At 48.0% G+C, this 16,831-nt stretch carries 15 protein-coding genes and 1 riboswitch; of the genes, 11 read left to right on the forward strand and 4 right to left on the reverse strand.

The genetic code is table 11. The annotated features are described in order from the left end of the window. Positions 1–13: 13 nt before the first annotated feature. Positions 14–205: riboswitch (cobalamin riboswitch) on the forward strand. 207 nt (positions 206–412) lie between these two features. The 7 genes from MKY98_RS07030 to MKY98_RS07060 are packed head-to-tail and all read left to right on the forward strand — an operon-like array spanning position 413 to position 7,494. Then, the gene (locus MKY98_RS07030; RefSeq protein WP_029516389.1) at positions 413–1,420 is read left to right on the forward strand and encodes an ABC transporter substrate-binding protein; all 1,008 of its coding nucleotides are present in this window, start codon (positions 413–415) and stop codon (positions 1,418–1,420) included. Beyond that, positions 1,417–2,463: a FecCD family ABC transporter permease gene (locus MKY98_RS07035; protein WP_029516390.1), complete on the forward strand. Its 1,047-nt coding sequence runs from the start codon at positions 1,417–1,419 to the stop codon at positions 2,461–2,463. Before MKY98_RS07030 ends, MKY98_RS07035 begins: the two co-directional genes overlap by 4 nt. Beyond that, positions 2,460–3,293, forward strand: coding sequence for an ABC transporter ATP-binding protein (locus tag MKY98_RS07040; RefSeq protein WP_029516391.1), 834 nt, complete (start codon positions 2,460–2,462; stop codon positions 3,291–3,293). Before MKY98_RS07035 ends, MKY98_RS07040 begins: the two co-directional genes overlap by 4 nt. Before the next feature lie 43 nt (positions 3,294–3,336). After that, complete coding sequence (cobT, locus tag MKY98_RS07045; protein ID WP_029516392.1) at positions 3,337–4,407, forward strand: nicotinate-nucleotide--dimethylbenzimidazole phosphoribosyltransferase; 1,071 nt, start codon at positions 3,337–3,339, stop codon at positions 4,405–4,407. Then, entirely contained in the window at positions 4,404–4,970 is a 567-nt protein-coding gene (cobU, locus tag MKY98_RS07050) for a bifunctional adenosylcobinamide kinase/adenosylcobinamide-phosphate guanylyltransferase (RefSeq protein ID WP_069012672.1), read from the forward strand. Before cobT ends, cobU begins: the two co-directional genes overlap by 4 nt. Further along, the gene (cobS, locus tag MKY98_RS07055) at positions 4,967–5,836 is read left to right on the forward strand and encodes an adenosylcobinamide-GDP ribazoletransferase (protein ID WP_069012673.1); all 870 of its coding nucleotides are present in this window, start codon (positions 4,967–4,969) and stop codon (positions 5,834–5,836) included. Before cobU ends, cobS begins: the two co-directional genes overlap by 4 nt. Positions 5,837–5,874: 38 nt before the next feature. Beyond that, the gene (locus tag MKY98_RS07060; RefSeq protein ID WP_069012674.1) at positions 5,875–7,494 is read left to right on the forward strand and encodes a cobyric acid synthase; all 1,620 of its coding nucleotides are present in this window, start codon (positions 5,875–5,877) and stop codon (positions 7,492–7,494) included. Positions 7,495–7,615: 121 nt separating this feature from the next. On the opposite strand, the gene MKY98_RS07065 is transcribed toward MKY98_RS07060, so the two are convergent. Then, a complete protein-coding gene (locus MKY98_RS07065) occupies positions 7,616–9,316 on the reverse strand; it encodes a methyl-accepting chemotaxis protein (protein ID WP_069012550.1) in 1,701 nt (566 codons plus the stop codon). Between the two features lie 501 nt (positions 9,317–9,817). On the opposite strand from MKY98_RS07065, the gene MKY98_RS07070 reads away from it, so the two are divergent. From MKY98_RS07070 to MKY98_RS07080, 3 genes are all read left to right on the forward strand, one after another. After that, positions 9,818–11,053, forward strand: coding sequence for a PTS transporter subunit EIIC (locus tag MKY98_RS07070; RefSeq protein ID WP_069012551.1), 1,236 nt, complete (start codon positions 9,818–9,820; stop codon positions 11,051–11,053). 216 nt (positions 11,054–11,269) lie between these two features. Continuing rightward, positions 11,270–12,667, forward strand: a complete 1,398-nt coding sequence (locus MKY98_RS07075) for an L-cystine transporter (RefSeq protein ID WP_029516398.1) — start codon at positions 11,270–11,272, stop codon at positions 12,665–12,667. Positions 12,668–12,917: 250 nt separating this feature from the next. Then, positions 12,918–13,616, forward strand: coding sequence for a queuosine precursor transporter (locus MKY98_RS07080; RefSeq protein ID WP_029516399.1), 699 nt, complete (start codon positions 12,918–12,920; stop codon positions 13,614–13,616). Between the two features lie 56 nt (positions 13,617–13,672). On the opposite strand, the gene MKY98_RS07085 is transcribed toward MKY98_RS07080, so the two are convergent. Continuing rightward, entirely contained in the window at positions 13,673–14,761 is a 1,089-nt protein-coding gene (locus MKY98_RS07085) for a M24 family metallopeptidase (protein ID WP_069012552.1), read from the reverse strand. Between the two features lie 72 nt (positions 14,762–14,833). After that, entirely contained in the window at positions 14,834–15,562 is a 729-nt protein-coding gene (locus MKY98_RS07090; protein ID WP_069012553.1) for an MBL fold metallo-hydrolase, read from the reverse strand. A 197-nt stretch (positions 15,563–15,759) separates the two neighbouring features. Here MKY98_RS07090 and MKY98_RS07095 point away from each other — a divergent pair, with 197 nt between their 5' ends. Further along, the gene (locus MKY98_RS07095; RefSeq protein WP_069012554.1) at positions 15,760–16,272 is read left to right on the forward strand and encodes a GNAT family N-acetyltransferase; all 513 of its coding nucleotides are present in this window, start codon (positions 15,760–15,762) and stop codon (positions 16,270–16,272) included. 119 nt (positions 16,273–16,391) lie between these two features. Here the strand turns inward: MKY98_RS07095 and MKY98_RS07100 are convergent, their stop codons facing one another. Next, on the reverse strand, positions 16,392–16,826 hold the full coding sequence (locus MKY98_RS07100; RefSeq protein WP_013309318.1) for a threonine/serine exporter family protein: 435 nt from the start codon (positions 16,824–16,826) through the stop codon (positions 16,392–16,394). Positions 16,827–16,831 lie beyond the last annotated feature (5 nt).

Raw genomic sequence — 16,831 nt, forward strand, 5'->3', positions numbered from 1 at the left:
AGACGAGGTCGGCGCAGCGTGATGAAACTATGGTTTCCCTCCCTGCGCTGTTAAAAGGGAAGTCGGTGTGAATCCGGCGCGGTCCCGCCACTGTAAATGGAAACATGCCCGTTAGTCCTCTTTATATGTTACTAAGCATATGAAAGAATTTCAGGACATGTATTTTACCATAAGTCAGGATACCTGCCCGTCCGCCTGTCACCATAATCCTTCGAGGAAAGGATGACGTGTTCGCAGTGACTGTCCATGCGGAAAGAAGCTGCCGCCTGCGCACGATCTGCGCTAACGTGACCCCTGTGTCCTGATATGAGGATGCGGGGGTTTTTGATAGGAAAAGAAGGCTAGATTTAGAAGATATCTGATGATGTTCAAGTAACGCTCTTAACGATTTATTTATGAAGGGGTGCAAATCATGGCAGGAAAAAAAATAAAGGTGTGGACAACAGGTCTATTGGCTCTGATTTTGGCAGTTGTGCTGAGTGCATGTGGCGCTAATGGAAAAAATGCAGAAAATAAAGAGGGTCAGGCTTCTTCACAGCAGCCGGGACAGGCAGTAAACGCACAAGAGCCTCCGGGCAAAACGGTTTACCCGCTCACAGTTAAAGATGCAACAGGACAGGAATTTACATTCAAAAAAGCGCCGGATAAAATCGTTTCCGTCTCCCCGGCAGAAACCGAGGCGTTGTTCGCCATTGGGCTGGATAAGGAAATTGTCGGCGTCTCCGACTACTCTGATTACCCGGAAGCAGCTACGAAAAAGCCTAAAGTGGGCGGTATTATGAAACCGAACGAAGAGGCGATCATTGCTGCGAACCCGGAAGTCGTTTTTGCAGGGATATCACTTAGTGAACAGGCTACGACCAAGCTGCGCGACATGGGAATTATGATTTTTAAAACGGAACCGAAGACAGTGGAAGATGTCATGGCTAACATCGAATTGTATGGGAAAATCACCGATCATCAGAGAGAAGCAAGAGCGGTGACTGACAAGATGAGAGCAGATGTAGCAGAAGTAAAAGAAGGAATTAAAAATATCGGTAAAGGGCAGAAGCTGCGGGTATACGTCGAGTTTTCACCAGGCTGGACAGTGGGTAAAGGCGAGTTTATGGACGAGCTGATTACGTTGGCGGGCGGCGAAAATGTAGGTGCCACGCAGAAGGGGTGGTACCAAATCAGTGAGGAAAATATTATTGCTGCGAACCCTGACGTGATTTTGTACAGCAAAAGTGTCAAGGACGACAAAACGGGCCAGACGCTCGGTGATATCATTAAAGCTCGCAGTGGATGGGATCAAATATCGGCTGTTCGCCACAACCGGGTGTTTGCCGTGGATGATAATTTGATCAGTCGTCCGGGTCCACGCGTAACGGAAGGTCTCAAGGAAGTGGCCAAGGGCGTGTATCCTGAAATTTTCAAATGAACCGTAAACTGATCGGCTTTGGAGGGACAGGTCTTGTCCTGCTGTTGCTGACGCTGCTGCTCTGTCTTGGCATCGGCTCGGCCAAGCTTCCGGTCAGCCAAATCACGGGCATTCTGGTTAACCACCTACCGTGGTTAGGCGATACGTTTACACCGGATTGGAATACATCCTCAGAGCAGATTATTTTGAAGGTCAGATTGCCACGAGTGTTACTGGGAATGTTGGTAGGAGCAGCGCTGGCGCTGGCGGGAGCCGGATTTCAGGGTGTGCTGCGTAATCCTTTGGCTGATCCGTATACACTGGGGGTATCCTCGGGGGCTTCGGTAGGAGCGGCAGTACTGATTTATTGGGGCCTTCAATTTTCATTTGTTGGCATATGGACGCTGCCGCTAGTGGCATTTACGACCGGAATGCTTACGCTGTGGATGGTGCTGACGTTGGCACGGGAAGGTGGGAAAATTCCGACACAAAGTCTCATTTTGTCGGGTGTGGTGATGCAATCCTTTCTGGGAGCGGTTGTTTCCTTTCTGACAGCCATGTCGAAGGAGACGGTCAATGAAATATTGTACTGGACGATGGGAAGTCTTAGTCTGCGCGGTTGGTCATATACAGGAATCCTTTTACCTTATGTGGTCATAGGGCTGGTATTTCTATGGAACCGGGCACGTGTGCTGAATATTTTGGCTTTGGGTGAACGTCAGGCGGCGCACATGGGAGTTCATGTAGATGCGACGAAGCTATCTGTTCTGATTATTTCCACGCTGCTGACAGCAGCCGCTGTCTCGGTGTGTGGCGTGATTGGCTTTGTTGGACTCGTTGTACCGCATATCATTCGTCTGGTGACAGGTCCTGATTACCGTATGATTGTTCCATTATCTGCGCTCGGCGGAGCTGTTTTTATGGCTTGGGCAGATACGGCGGCTCGCACATTGTTAGCCCCCACAGAAATTCCTCTGGGCGTGATGACGGCCTTTGTTGGGGCACCGTTCTTCGCATATCTCCTGTACCGAAACAAGAAGCTGCGCAGGGGAGGACTGCTGTGACAGAACAAAGTGAATCACAGAAGGTGCGTGATCGGGCATTAGAGGTAGTGGGTCTGACACGTGCCTATGGAGAGTTCCATGCTTTAAAAAATATAAGCTGGAGCGTCGACGAAGGAACTTGGTGGGGGATTATTGGTCCGAACGGCAGTGGAAAATCGACCTTGTTGCATTTGCTTTCCGGTGTAGATCAGCCAACTTCGGGAAACGTTCATATCTATGGCAAAAAGGTCGGTAGCTACAGCAGGAAAGAGCTTTCCCGACTCATAGCCGTACTCCAACAGGAAGGGCTTCCTCCCGTGGGATACACCGTCAGGGAAGTCGTAGAAATGGGACGTTTTCCCCATCAGGACTGGCTAGGCAGGGAAAAGGGTGTTGATGTGGAGGCGATCGCGGATCGCGTGCTGGAGCGATTGGGTCTTACCACGCTGGCGGACAGAGCATTAGACCGTTTGAGTGGGGGACAGCGACAGCGTGTAGCTTTGGCAAAAGTAATGGTGCAGGAGCCACGAATATTGCTGCTGGACGAGCCTACGACCTATCTGGACTTGCGCTATCAGCTTGAATTTATGGAACTGCTGGCAGATTGGCGCCAAGAAACGGGTGTGACGATCATTGCGGTCTTGCATGATCTTAACTTGACAGCCCAATTTTGCGAAGATTTGCTTGTACTCAAGGATGGAATGGTTGAAGGATTGGGAGCTTCATCGAAGTTATTAACTGAGGATCGGATTCGACGAGTATACGGTGTTGAGCCTGTGATGCTTCCGCATCCTGATAGCGGTGTGCCGCAGCTCTTGCTGCGCAGGAGCGCTTCGGATACAGCAGATTAAATAAACGATGAAACACACTTAAAAAGAGCAGGGAGTGGAAGGTATGAACGACAAGCTGCGTCAGCTGATCGATAGCATTGCCCAGCCGGATGGGGTGGCGGCCTCGGCAGCTTCAGCCCATTTGGACCAATTAACAAAGCCACCGGGAAGTCTTGGAAAGTTGGAAAGTGTGGTCATTCAGCTAGCAGGAATTACAGGAGTGGATAAGCCTGAATTCGATCGTAAAACGGTTATGGTCATGGCTGCGGATCACGGGGTGTGTGAAGAGGGAGTCAGTGCCTTTCCGGCTGAGGTTACACAGCAAATGCTGTATAACATGCTGTCAGGTGGCGCAGCAATTAATGTGCTGGCACGCCATGCGGGCGCAGATGTCAAGGTGGTAGATGTTGGCGTGAATGCGGATGTCGCTCACGCGAATCTGGTGGACCGAAAGGTACGCATGGGTACTTCGAATATAGCTAAAGGGCCAGCGATGCTGCGTACGGAAGCGGAACAGGCGATTTTGGCCGGAGCTGGAGCTGTAATAGAAGCGGTCAAAGGTGGCACACGGCTATTCGTTACTGGAGAGCTGGGCATCGGGAATACCACAGCCAGCGCTGCGGTCGTATGTGCTCTTACCGGGCTAGAGCCGGAAGTTATCGTAGGCCGGGGAACGGGTGTAAATATGGCTGGGCTTACCCGCAAAATAGCGGTTGTCTGCCGCGCATTGGACGTGAACCAGCCAGATGCAAATGATGCGCTCGACGTGCTCACTAAGGTCGGCGGTCTGGAGATTGCCGCCTTGGCAGGAGTTATCCTCGGCGCAGCCGCACATCGCTGTCCAGTCGTGTTGGACGGCTTTATTTCCGGCGCAGCTGCCCTCGCAGCGCGTGCACTTGCGCCTGCAAGCGCTGCGTACATGCTCGCTTCGCACGCCTCGGACGAGCGCGGGCACGCGGCGGTGCTCCGCGAGCTCAAGCTGGAGCCCATGCTTCATTTGGACATGCGGCTCGGGGAGGGCACAGGTGGTGCGCTTAGCTTGCACCTGATTGATGCGGCGTGCCGCATTATGCGCGAAATGGCGACCTTTGCCGATGCAGGCGTATCGGACGGTCAGGGAGCCGCGCAGCGATGAAAGCGCTCGTGACCGGCGGGGCACGCAGCGGGAAAAGCGGCTTTGCCGAGCGATTATGCATGTCGCGCGCGCCTGGCGCATGCTACATTGCAACGGCGCAGGCCTACGACATGGAGATGAAGGAGCGCATCGCCCTTCATCGGGTCCAGCGCGAGTCTGCCGGGTACGACTGGCAGACGCTGGAGGAAGCGCAGGCGCTGCCGGAGCTGCTGCGACGGCTTGGCGGCGATCAAGCGTCGCAGCCATCACCCGCGCCTATGGTGTTAGTCGACTGCCTGACCCTGTGGCTGTCGAACGTGCTGCTGGCCGCAGGCGAGGACGGCGAAGCTGCGTCCAAAGTTGCCATTAATGAACTGACGGCAGCTGTGGAGCAGTATCCGGGGCAGCTTGTCATCGTGACCAACGAGGTTGGTGACGGCATTGTGCCCGAATATCCGCTTGGTCGGCTGTATCGGGATTTGAGTGGGGTTATGAATCAGCGGATTGCCCGTCTTTGTGATGAAGTATTTTTGGTGACGGCGGGTATTCCCGTAGAACTCAAACGGCTGGAATATAAGCTATGAGCCGCGAACGTCAGGCTGTTGCTGCTGCTTTTCAATTTTTAACGCGTCTTCCGGTGAAGGCGGAATTGGATTTTTCCCCGGATTTGCTTAAACGCAGTGCAAGTTATTATCCGCTGGTGGGAGTGGTCATTGGCATCATCGTCTGGGGCTTTGCGGCGCTTGCTTCTATGGTGCTGCCGCCGTTGCCGTGTACGATTCTTACTCTTGTTGTCTGGGTTTGGTTGACGGGTGGATTGCATTTGGACGGGTGGATGGATGCAGCTGATGCCTTGTTCAGCTACCGATCCCGTGAACGGATGCTGGAGATTATGAAGGATAGCCGTGTAGGGGCAATGGGCGTTATTGCTTGCGTGTTGCTGCTCATGCTCAAGGCTTCTTTGCTATATACGGTGCTGGTTGAACGGAATGTGTCTGGCTTGCTGCTGCTTCCGATGGTTTGGAGCCGCTGGTTTATGGTACATGCGATGAAGCGCTGGCCTAAAGCCCGTAATGATGATGGACTGGCTGCGCGTTTTGCTGATATGAGTGGTGGCCGCGTAGGGTTGGCCGTATTCTGGGCTGTATTAGTGACCCTGAGTGCTGCCGTAGGACAATATCTTCTGGCAGGTTTGGCTACAGCAACAAGGGATACTGGGAATCTGTCGTTGGCAGGATCATGCTTACAAACCTTGCCTTCATATTCTGAAAGCCTTCCAATCTCGATAGGTTTTGTGTTGATTCCGCTCTTGGCTTACGGTGTTGGAACCTTCACGGCAAACCGTATTAACCGCCGCTTGGGTGGACTTACGGGAGATATATACGGAACTTTAAACGAATTGCTGGAGACTGTTTTATTGTTGTTTATTGTCATTTTGTACGGGTTGTGACCAGATTTGAAATGAATTCGTTAAAGGGGAAGAGGCAATTGTCAACTTTCGAACCGTCCTGCACGAGCCCGGCAGCCGTATTGATGCTTCAAGGAACAGCGTCGGATGTGGGCAAAAGCGTGGTGACGACTGCGCTTTGCCGTATTTTTACGCAGGACGGATATCGTCCAGCACCGTTTAAGTCGCAAAATATGGCGTTAAACTCTTATGTTACCGAAGACGGCAAGGAAATTGGACGCGCTCAGGGGGTGCAGGCTGAGGCCTGCGGTATTGAGGCCACGACCGACATGAATCCGATTCTGATTAAGCCGGTCAAAGATATGCACTCACAAATTGTTGTACACGGTGTACCTTATGCCTATATGAGCGCCTCCGATTACCGGAGGGATTTTTTGCCAAAAGCCAAGCAGACCGTTATGGATGCTCTGAATCGGTTGCGCGATACCTATGATATTGTCCTTATGGAAGGGGCAGGCAGCCCGGCAGAGATTAATTTGAAGGACCGCGATATCGTAAATATGAATCTGGCAGGTTGGGCGGATGCTCCAGTGTTGCTTATTTCAGATATCGACCGGGGCGGTGTTTTTGCCTCTCTCGTAGGAACCATCGAGTTGCTGGAACCCCATGAAGTACAGCGTATCCGCGGATTTATCATTAACAAATTCAGAGGCGATCTGTCTCTGCTGCAGCCGGGATTAGACTGGCTGGAGGAACGGACAGGCATTCCTGTACTCGGTGTATTGCCCTATCTACCAGACATTCGCATTGAAGCAGAGGATTCGGTAGTACTGGATAAGAAGCCCAAGCTATCTGCAAAGGATAAAGAACTGGATATTGCAGTGATACGATATCCGCGGATTTCCAATTTTACGGACACGGATGCTCTGGCCGCAGAGCCGGATGTGAGTGTTCGTTATGTCACAGAAGCCGGACAGTTGGGCGTACCGGACGCCATTATCTTACCGGGGACCAAAGACACCATTGGAGACCTGTTGGAATTGCGTGAGAGAGGTCTGGAGAAAGACATTCGGCAGGCTATGAATACCGGCTGCACACAGCTAGTTGGCATTTGTGGAGGTTATCAGATGCTGGGTACAGCGCTATTTGATCCCGAAGCCGTCGAATCTGGGTTGCCGCAGCAGGCAGAGGGGTTAGGTTGGCTGGCTCTGTCCACGACCTTTTTGAAGGAAAAGCAAACCGTACGCGTACAAGGAACCCTGTCTAATCATTGTCCGCTTTTGCTTAGCGCTACGCCTGATTCGGGTTATGCCTCTAAGCCAAGCATTGAAGGTTATGAAATACATATGGGCGTTACGGAGTATGTTACGGAACCATACGCACCTACAGATGGAACTTTAAAACTAAGCGAAATGAAAAGGTTATTCCATATCCGGCGTGGCGAAGGAACAGTTTTTGAGGAAGGCTGGGGTACGACAGACGGTAAAATATGGGGAACCTATTTGCACGGTGTGTTTGATAATGACCGTTTTCGCCGATGCTGGCTGGATGGATTGCGACAAGCCAAGGGCTTGGCACCTTTAGAAAGCACTTTTACTGTACGTGAAGCCAAGGAACGAGAGTTTGACCGTGTCGCAGAGGTGGTTCGGGCTCATTTAGATATGGAGCAAATTTATCGTATGATGGGAATGAATTCATAAACTTCATAAAATGATTATTTAAATCGCTCTTAAAAATAAAGAGGTATCTCTACAGCCATTTTCATGACTGAGAGATACCTCTCTTTATTCAGGATTTTGCAAAATCCTCTATGGTATCGGCTTACGTAATTTTAAATTTTTGGACAGCCTTTTGCAGCTCGGTTGCTTGTTTGCTTAATTGGCGAACAACCTCGCTGTGGCTTTCCATTTCATTCAGTTGCTCATCGGCATTTAAACCGATTTCCTGAATCATATGCTGTGCATTGGCAGCGATGAGAGCTGTCTCTTCCACGGAAGCAGATACTTCTTCCGAGCTGGCGGATACTTGTTCCGTTGCTGCAGATACCGTTTGAATCGTAGCATTGATCTTTTGCATAAGCTCACTTAGCTGGTTAAAGGCTGAGCTCGCTTGTTGAACCATTTCCGTTCCCGAATGAATTTCACGGCTCACCTGGGTCACAGAGTCCACAGATTGTTGCGATACTTCTTGAATGGTAACCAAATAGTCGGAAATTTCTTGTGTGGCTTCTTTAGATTGCTCCGCAAGCTTGCGCACTTCTCCGGCTACTACGGCGAAGCCCCGTCCATGTTCGCCCGCACGGGCAGCTTCAATGGAGGCATTCAGGGACAACATTTGAATTTGCTTCGTGATATCGAAAATAGCCGAAACGATACTACCAATGGCTTCTGAGCGCTCATTCATACTATGGATGTATCGAAGCGATTCATCGGCAGCATGTCCTACCTGTGACATTTGAGCTACAGCTTTTTGAGCGAGCGTAGTACCGTTAACCGTTTCTTTTGTCGCTTCACTGATTTGATCGGATACATCATTGGCAGAGGAGGCGATGTGCTGAACACCTTGAGCGATTTCCTCCATAGCCTGCGCATTTTCAGCAGCAGCTGTAGCTATGCTGGTACTGCCCTTTGCTATTTCCTCTGCGGCAACTGTAGAATCCTGGACTTTTACACTCATAGCCTCAGTCCGACGAAGCAGCTCGTCCGATCCTCCAACAACCGCACCGGATGTAGAAAGCATATGGCCGATCATTTCTTTTAAGTTATGAGACATCGATTGGAAGCTGCGGGCAAGTTGCGCAATTTCATTGACGCCATGAACCTTCGCTTCTTGTGAAAGATCACCTTGAGCAATTTTTTCGCTATGACGAACCAATTCAGCAATGGGTTTTACAACTTTACGTATCACGAGGGTAGAAATAATTCCGCCCAGCAGGAGTGTTGCCACTGTAATACCTATGCAAATCCATAGAATTTGTTGGGATTTTTCTTGTACGAATCCAACATCTTCGTTCACGCCCAGAACTAAATTACTACCCGATATAGCAAAGAAGGCGGTTTTGTGTACTCCGTACGAATCGCTATAAATTTCACTGATATTCATCTCGCCTTGTTTTGCTTTTTTTACATCCTCTACAGGAATGAGTGCATCCTTGACCTTGTATACTGATTTTACATTCCGTGCGACGACTTCGGCTTTACCATCCTTCACTACCGCGATATATGCCGATTCTAATTTGAGGGTATCGACTTTGTCCTGCAGATAGGATTCCATCTGTATAGCGGAGCCGGAATCAGAACCGCTTCCTTGCCCGGCCTGAACAGCTAAGGAAATATTGAGATCCTGATATACATTTTTAGCCCCAATTTCTAGCAATTGGTCTACCTGAGGCATGACACTGTTATTAATGATACTCATGGATATTGCATAGAAACTGATGCTGAACAAAAGGGATGCAAAGAGCTGAATCAGCAAAAACATAATTCGTAATTTCGCGCCAATGGAACGATTAAAACTCTTCATGAAAATTCTCCTCTCACATGATGGTAATAAAGTCAGACGAATTCCCCTGCTTGATGTAGGCCGCTTGTCCAATAAGATGCTAGACACGCCATGATCTACTTGTTTTCCTCTCCTTGCTTGAAGAAAAGACTGAAAATGTTCGGATTCTATGTATATTTCAGCTGTATTCAAGGAACAAGAATGTGAAAGGGAAGTAATCCATGATTTACTAAAAAGTAGGTTAGACCTATTTTACATAATTAACAGGCGGTTGAATAGTCATATTTGCCCAAAAACAAACAAAAAATATATAACTATGGTCTTAGGTGTTTAGATGTAAGTTTGATGTAAATTATCAGGTGCATAAAAACGAATAGATTACTCCTTCTATAAAACTATTGTAAAAAAGAAGTAATATAAGTAGCATAAGGAATACCGCTTTTACGACAATATTCTTCTAAGCTTGGTTTGGTAAGTTCGAAAGTGTTCTTCAATATACATATAAAAGGGGAAAAGGTAGTTATGAATGGGGATTTACTTTCCAAAGAAATGATTTCGCAGGTCAGAGGAGAAGATGAACTAGAGCCGACTTCCGGCAGTAACAGAGCTGCTACAGGGGGAAATCCGATAAGTCGTCTATTAGATTATGTATCAGGCGTATTCACTCCGATCTTGCCGGCAATGATTGGGGCAGGAATCATCAAGGTAATTATATTAGTTTTAATGTCCTTCGGTTTATTGTTGTCTGATCCGCAGGTATATACTATTTTAATGGCTATCAGCGATGGGATGTATTACTTTCTACCTATTTTTGTTGCGGCAAGTGCGGCAAGAAGGCTGCGCAGCAATGTATTTGTTGCGGCAGCCATCGCAGTATCCGTATTCCATCCCCAACTAACAAGTTTATTCCAGTCAAGTGAGGAGGTACGTTTTGCCGGTCTGTCAGTTATAGACCCACAAGCTGCTTCATCTATAGTACTCATACTTGTTGTCGTTTGGATAGCATCGTGTGTCGAAAGATGGTTAGACAGGTATACCCCTTATTCACTTAAATTATTGGTTGTCCCGACTTTGACACTGATACTCACTATACCTTTGATGGTGTTCGCTTTCGGACCACTGTGGAGTTATCTCGGCCAATATGTATCGGATGGACTAGGCTGGTTGTTTGACAATGCAGGAATATTTACAGGGCTGTTGCTCGGAGGTGCGATGTCTTGGCTTATTATTGCAGGCATGCAATATATAATGCTACCGATTATGATCAGCTCGCTTACAACATTGGGTTACGACCATATTTTTCCCGTGGTCATTGCAGCGGCTTTCGCTCAGGCTGGCGCAACATTTGGCGTATGTGTTAAATCCAAAAATGCCAAAGTCAAAACGCTGGCTGCGTCCACAGGTTTGTTAGCCATGCTGGGAATCATTGAACCGGCCATGTATGGTGTCAATATCCGTTTCAAAAAACCGTTAATAGCAGTTATGATTGGCGGAGCCGTTGGTGGGGCTTGTATGTGTTTGTTTGAAACAGAGCTTACTGCTATTGGTACGTCTGCTGGGCTGCTCAGCTTACCTTTATTTTCTGAACCCACGCTTGTGTACGGTATTGTGGGTATACTGATTTCGTTTGTTACGGCTGGCGTAATTACGTATTTTATGGGCTTTGTGGATGAAAAAGATGAGCATTCGCAAGTAGTATCTACATCTGGCATGAATGCTTCTCCGAACTCGGTTGTGGAAAAGAGCCCCGGCAGCTAAATCGAATACGTGTCGTTGTGTCAGGATAACAAACAGCAAGCCTTCATCTTACGAAGGCTTGCTGTTTGTCATTTTGATAAATCTAAGGCTGGAGCAGATTTATTATTTTTATTTCAATAAAACCTACAAAAATAGTTGGCTTTGTGATATAGTAATCTTCGGATTGAAGGGTCACTTTAGAAAACATCTTACGTTGAAGTTTGGAGGAAATGATATATGGATACCTTCTTTATTATTTTGAATGTCATCGTGCTGCTTGCACTGCTCGGCGTGTTGGTCTGGATGCAGAAAAAGCACATCTCCTTTACAAAAAGGGTATTTGCCGCACTTGGCTTCGGACTGATCTACGGGGCTATTCTACAATATGCCTATGGGGCAGGCTCAGAGGTCATTACAAAATCAGTTGATTGGTTCAACCTCGCAGGTAATGGTTATGTCCGTTTGCTGCAAATGGTCGTTATTCCGCTTATCATGGTGTCGATTATTTCGGCTATTATGAATTTGAAGGGAAGACAGAACCTTGGCAAAATCAGCGTGTCCATTATTGCAGTACTACTGATTACAACGGCAATTGCTGCTTCAGTGAGTATTGTAACCAGTCTGTCATTTGATTTAAAGGCCATTGAGATTCAAGGTGGAGAAAAGGAACAAGCACAGGGCTTGAAGATGGAAGAGCGCCTTGGAACAGTTCAGGACATGACCATTCCACAGCAGGTGCTGGAATTTATTCCTTCAAATCCTTTTGAGGATATGACGGGAGCACGTCGTACGTCGACGCTGGCGGTGGTTATTTTCTCGGCTTTTATCGGGGTGGCTGTGCTCGGATTGGATCGTAAAAAACCGGAACAGGCGCAAACCTTCCGTAAAGTGATCGATGCAGTGTACGCTGTAGTGATGCGGATTGTAACGCTGGTGCTGAGATTGACACCTTACGGTATTTTAGCACTGATCACTAAAGTAGTAGCTACGACCAATCCAGATGAAATTTTGAAGCTAATCAAGTTTGTGCTCGCTTCTTATGTGGCTTTGTTGGTCATGTTTATCATTCATCTTATTTTGCTGGCCTTGTTCGGCTATAATCCGGTGACGTATGTGAAAAAGGTATTGCCTACACTGGTTTTTGCTTTTACTTCTCGTTCCAGTGCGGCGACCATTCCGTTAAATGTTGAAACGCAAACGAAAAAACTTGGTGTGTCCGATGGCATCGCGAATCTGTCTGCGACCTTGGGAGCGACTATTGGACAAAACGGCTGTGCTGGTATTTATCCGGCGATGCTGGCGGTTATGATTGCTCCAACCGTGGGTATTGATCCAACGAGCTGGGATTTTATCCTCACGCTTATTCTAGTCGTTACGGTCAGCTCGTTCGGCGTGGCGGGTGTAGGCGGTGGTGCCACTTTCGCTTCCCTGATCGTGCTTTCCACCATGAATCTTCCAGTGGCATTGGCAGGATTGCTCATCTCAGTCGAACCGTTGATTGATATGGGTCGCACAGCGTTAAATGTCAATGATTCTATTACCGCAGGTCTCATTTCAGGCAAGGTGCTCAAAGAGAACGATCAAGACGTGTTCAACAATCAAGGTATGGATTTGGATGCAACGGCGCACTCTTAAGTAAAAGATAGACAAGATGGTGTAAACTACAGTCTCATATCGCATCTATCGCATATGTAACACATGCACTGTGCACCTCAATACTTAGAGTCGACCTTAAGGTCGGCTCTTTATATTAGGCTTAGGACAGTGTAAATTATAGCTGTTCACGAATCCTAATCTATGATACATTAAAATAATGTTTTTCCGGCTTGCTTCGGATGAACCGCGGTTCGCAACCATCCCGCGCTATCAAAACTAGGAGGATTTCATGTTTAATCTGTTATGGGGGGCAGCTTTTGTCCTCGTCAATTTTATGTTCTTTTTGTTATGTTTTCGGTTGTTCGGTAAAAAAGGGCTGTACGCCTGGATTGGTGTTGCTACTGTACTAGCTAACATTCAGGTAACCAAAACGATTGATCTGGTCGGCATTACCACGACATTGGGAAATACGATGTATGTTTCTATGTATATGGCCAGCGACTTGCTGAATGAAAAATATGGGCCTAAAGAGGCGCGTAAAGCTGTGTGGTTCGGCTTTTTCACTCTGATTATGACGACGGTCACGATGCAAATGGTGCTGCAATTCGAGCCTACTGCAACGGATTTTGCCCAGACCCCGATGCAACAGCTGTTTGGATTGTTGCCAAGGCTTGCGCTTGCCAGCTTGACAGCCTATGCAGTCAGTCAATTGCTGGACGTGCGTCTGTACGCCTGGATTCGCAAGTTTTTCCCGGAACGTCATCAGCTCTGGATTCGCGGCAACGGCAGCACGATGATCAGCTCGTTTATAGATACGCTCATTTTCTGTACTATTGCCTTTTACGGTTATGCATGGGGGATATGGATCGAGATATTATTCACCACCTACATTTTAAAATTTGTACTGACCGCGGCGGGTACACCCATTTTGTACATTGCACGCAATTTCCGCTTTATAGAAGAGGAGGGGCAAACCCTAAAGCCATGATGGCTTGGGGTTACCCCTCCTTTTTTCTGCTTTTTATATAATGAATAGCGATGGGTTTATCCGAGCACTGTCAGTTCTTTTGGAAAAGAGGTAAGCACTTCAACACCATCAGAGGTGACCAGAACGTCATCTTCAATCCGCACACCGCCGAGGCCTGGCACATAGATGCCGGGTTCGATTGTGAACACGAAGCCTTCATGAAGCAGATCGCTATTGCCTCCGTGTACAGATGGATATTCGTGAACACTCATGCCAAGGCCGTGTCCAACTCGATGGTTAAAGGCAGGGCCATATCCAGCGGATTCAACAACAGCCCGTGCTGCCTGATCTACGGATGCGCAGGAAACTCCCGGGCGAATGGCGGCAATTCCTGCTTCGTTCGAGCGAAGAACCGTATTATAAATTGTTTCGAGCTCAGTCGATAGCTTTCCAAAAGCAAAAGTACGTGTAATATCCGAAGCATAACCATCGGAATATACGCCCATATCAAACATGAGCAGATCGCCGTGTTGCAGCTTGCGGGTACCCGGAACACCATGAGGCAAGGCTGTTTTGGGTCCAGACAGCACTGTTGTGTCAAAAGACGGGCCATCTGCACCGATTTTTTTCATCTGGTATTCGATTTCGGCCACCAGCTCGACTTCCGTCACCCCTTCACGCACATGGGTGAGACCGTGACGAAGGGCATCTTCCACCAAACGAGCTGCATGTTTCAGACGTTGTACTTCCTCAGGAGTTTTTCTCACACGCATTTCTTGAAGCACTGGACCCAGGTCCACATATTGAGCCGCGCCAATGGCAGTATGTAGCTGTTCGTAACGGAGGACGGAGACGTGCTCCTTTTCCAGTGCGAATGCTTTCACACCGGTGCCTGTGCGTTGACGAAGCAGATCATATGGATTGTCCGTATCGGTGTGGGTGGATATACGAGTCACAGAAGAAGCAGCTTGGGCGGCTTCTGCATCCAGGGCGGGTACGATCAGTTCTGGTTCTTGGTCCCGAAGCAACACCAGACCAAGAAAACGCTCATGCGGATCACTGGCAAAGCCCGTCAGGTAGTAAATATGTTTAGGATCGGTCACAAGCAGGCCGTCCCAAGACTGTGACTTCAGTTCATCATACAGTCGGGTTATTTTCTCATTCATAAAGTCTCATTCCTTTCTGCCTATTTATTCATTATAGCTCTTCATACATCATTATTTATAGCATGGAATGACTTATTCTCTTTCCTGACTTAATGTTTGCAGACGTGCCTGTACATTCTGATCATAGTAACCACCATGGTAGCAGAGTACCTTATCAACATCCAATACAGTCAGTTTATCGAGGCTCTTTAGGGCCAGTGGCATATCCGGCGTAGCCGACTCAGCGGGACCGACCAGTTCACCTTCGACTACCAGCAGTTCATCTGCTGCCAACAGCAGCTTTTGTGCGGGCACATACAAGCTGATATGCCCGGGAGTGTGGCCGGGTGTATGTATAATCTGTATTCCTCCACCATAGGGTAGATGCTCACCATCCTCAAGAATATGAGCAAAGCGCAAATCTGGCAGGCGGCGAATCAGATCCTCTGCTTGTTGCTTGAGCGTAGTATCCAACTGATTAATCCGTTCCGGCGTTAGCTTCACAAATGGTCGCTCTCCTGTCATATAAGGGACGTCATCCTTATGGGCTAACAGGGCAGTATTCGGCAGCAAGTCCAGCAGTGCATGAACATTTCCGATATGGTCAATATCTTGATGTGTTAAAATAATTCTTTTCAGGCGGCTGATATCCTCACCCACATCTGAAATAGCCTTGCGTAATGGCTCCAATTGGCCGAGCATTCCCGTGTCAATCAGTGTAAGTCCATCCTCGTCCTTGAGCAGTACAGGATAAATGGTTGTTTTTCCAAAAAAAGATTCCATAGGTATTTCCAAAATCAAGAGTTGAGTTCCAATATTCATATTAAGCTGCTTCAGAATCCTTGACTCCGAAACATACCTCCCGTCTCGTCATGTTAAATCGCTTACTCCGTTTTTGTTTTTCTTCAAGCTCTATTATAAAACCCTTTGGGACTAATCCGCAAAACAACTCGATATGGCTGATCGGGCGCTTGTCTTGTACAATAAATAAATCACACAATAGGAGGCGGATACGAATAATGAATAACGACCAATCTTTTTCCATTGAATTTGCATGCAAAGAGGATCTTCCCGATATTGTGGACATTTATAATTCTACGATCGCAGGACGAATGGTCACGGCAGATCTGGAACCGGTGACAGTGGAAAGTCGAATTCCATGGTTTGAGGCTCATCAGGAAAACCACCGGCCTTTGTGGGTTTTAAAACAAAAGGGTACAATTGCCGGATGGGCCAGTCTTCAGTCCTTTTATGGGCGTCCAGCTTATAACGGTACAGCAGAAATTAGCATATACGTCCATGAGGATTCTCGTGGAACCGGAACAGGAAGTCGACTGGTGCAGCACTTGCTAAATGAATGTCCGAGACTGGGGATTACCACGTTGTTGGGATTTGTTTTTGGTCATAATGAGCCAAGTATTGGGCTGCTACGGAAGTTTGGTTTTGAGCAATGGGGGTACTATCCGCGTGTAGCTGTGCTGGACAGCATAGAGCGAGATTTGGCGATATTGGGTAAGCGAGTGGATGAATAAGCTTATGACATATAAATATTCTTTGTAACGTGTACAGAAAAAGGCTGTTTCCAAAATCGTCTCATACACTGCAGATGATTTTGGGAGCAGCCTCTTTTGCTTTTCTATTTTCATCGCTTTTAGCGCTGTGGTTTAAAACGTATACTGTGAAAAATCTGATTAAGCACTTCAGACAGCACCAAACCAACAGCAATCGCTCCTGCGATCATCAGCGTGCTCATCGCCAGCTCCAGTGCCTGCGGATAATGTTGTTGTACGAACTGGCGCATGGCATTATAGGCCATTCCCCCTGGAACGAGCGGAATCATGCCTGCGACACTGAAAATAATCACAGGCATTTTGTACAGCCGCGCAAAGCCTTGACTGACGATGCCGATGAGGATCGTTGCCAAAAGGCTGGCGCTCACAGGTCCCATGCTGTCCGTAGTTGAATAATAGACCAGCCAGCCTAGCATACCGACGAAACCGCATTGCAGCAGCGAGCGCCGGGGGGCATGGAAAAGTATGCCGAATGCAGCGGTGGCAATAAAGCTTGTGAATAATTGTGCAAGCATAGACT

It is taken from the genome of Paenibacillus sp. FSL M8-0228, from assembly GCF_038007385.1.
Classification (GTDB): domain Bacteria; phylum Bacillota; class Bacilli; order Paenibacillales; family Paenibacillaceae; genus Paenibacillus; species Paenibacillus polymyxa_D.